Source organism: Bartonella sp. AP57NXGY, from assembly GCF_042195805.1.
Lineage (GTDB): Bacteria > Pseudomonadota > Alphaproteobacteria > Rhizobiales > Rhizobiaceae > Bartonella.
In genome coordinates, this window is record NZ_JBHIOZ010000220.1 from 1 (window position 1) to 1,901 (window position 1,901).

The following is a 1,901-nucleotide window of genomic DNA, read 5'->3' on the forward strand; positions in this document are numbered from 1 at the left end:
TTATCAACAAACTCTTGCGTTCCATAGGTACCGCGTATTCTAATGCGTTTGCCATGACCAATACGTACATACCATACAATTTTGCCATGTTGAGTAATTTGTTTGATAGCCATAACAAGCGTTATAGGCTCTCTCATTCAAATGAGTGATTAAAGATCATACGCACCATTTACATTCCTTTTGATAAGTTTTCATATCTCTCATAGAGCACTTGCAATATGATACGTTTTGTATATATGCACTCATTACTCCATTGTGGATGATTCATTTTAATCAATAAGAAACGCTATTTGAAAGCCGCGTCATATCACTTGGCACGGCTTTCTTTTATTTTACTCTCTCTTTTATGATATGTTTATAGCAATGCATTTTATATGCGTTTATACACCATAAAAAGGCACGCCCCCCATATCTATTTTTATTCTGTTTTATCAGTTATATTGACAACATTATCGTTTTCATAAACCTTACATTTTTTTGGAACGACACTTACTTTGACTGTTTAATTTTGCATTGCCATAGGCTTTACCCCAGACCTTGTCATGATAGGAAATCTTGGCATTGCCATAAACCCACGCATTATCATACACCCAGAAATTGCCATCATGGGATAAGTTACTTTCCTTTTCGATATAGCCTCCCAGATCACCTACTTTGACATCATCAAAGTCTTTTAAAGCTTTAATGCGATAAAGGTTTGTAATTTTCTTAGTAATTCTATCTTTAATTTGTTTGATTTCATTTGTTAATTGGTATTTTTTGCACATAAAGATACCCTCACAATCTAATATGATAAACGTTTGCTAAAATTTGGAATAGGAAAATTTGAAAGAGGAGCGCCCCCGCCACGCCTGTACTTTCATTTACACCGCTTTATTGATTAGACCCAGACAATCTCTAATTCACCATAAGGAGAGAGACGTTCAGTATAGGTTTTTATTTTAGTAGACTCGCCGACATTTTCACGAATAACAGCAATGCCATGAATATTGGCATTTTCATAAACCCTAGCATTGCCATAAACCCTTGCATTTTCATAAACGTGACCATTTTTAAACACAAGAGCCTCATCATAGTCCCAGCAATTGCCCTCATGAGAGAGGTTATCTTCCTTTTCAATAAAGCCGCCTAAGGTACCTGCTTTGATATCAGCAAAATCTTTTAATGCTTTAATAATGAAGTCAATTAAATCTATTTAGGATAAATAGCGAGTATCAGGTGAGGTAAAGTCATTTAAAAGCGGATAAATTTTTTTCAAAAAGTTTTTTAAATGCGGTTTATCCAAAGCCCATGACACGGGGTCAGATCAGAAAAATAGTGAAATTTGCTGTTTATTTTATGGAAAAAAGACAAATGCACTATGTGCTTTAAGATATCAGAATGAGTGTTTTGATACATTTTACCACGCATTTTATAGATAGGTTTTGAAGGTTTCTCAAAATACTCAAAACCTTCAAAACTTATAGATGAGGCGTCTTTTGAAGGTTCACTCTATGAATGCAAGGGGATATGGTTGAGCAAATTTATCCTTTATATTTATGGGGATATTGATGTATTAACCATTGACGGGCTAAACAGTTTTGTTTAGAGGTTTTTCCATAGAAATGTGGGGGAGAGATCTTCAGCAGTTAAAATAAAGTGGTTATTTGTAAAATAAAGCAGTTTTTGGGTGTCACTTTTCTTTGGTTACAGAGGCATGTGCTTTTGTTAAAAGCGTCATAGGGCAGTGGCTGTTTTGAGTGGACTTGTTAGAGGTTCCATGAAGTTCTTTTAAAGAGTGCTTCATGAATAGTGCAAAGCGGGGGCAATCTGTATTGTTATTGATATTTTTACGCCAAAGTTCTCTTTTGAGAATTTTTCGTGCCATTGTTGTTTTCTTTGGCTTGTTTACAGGTGTAAAT

2 pseudogenes are annotated in these 1,901 nt (G+C 34.8%); both read right to left on the reverse strand.

What is annotated here, in order from left to right:
- Window positions 1-491: 491 nt before the first annotated feature.
- Window positions 492-767 (reverse strand): annotated as a pseudogene (locus ACFIL8_RS09650) (hypothetical protein); the annotation flags it as partial.
- Window positions 768-880: 113 nt separating this feature from the next.
- Window positions 881-1,174 (reverse strand): annotated as a pseudogene (locus tag ACFIL8_RS09655) (hypothetical protein); the annotation flags it as partial.
- Between the last annotated feature and the right edge of the window lie 727 nt (window positions 1,175-1,901).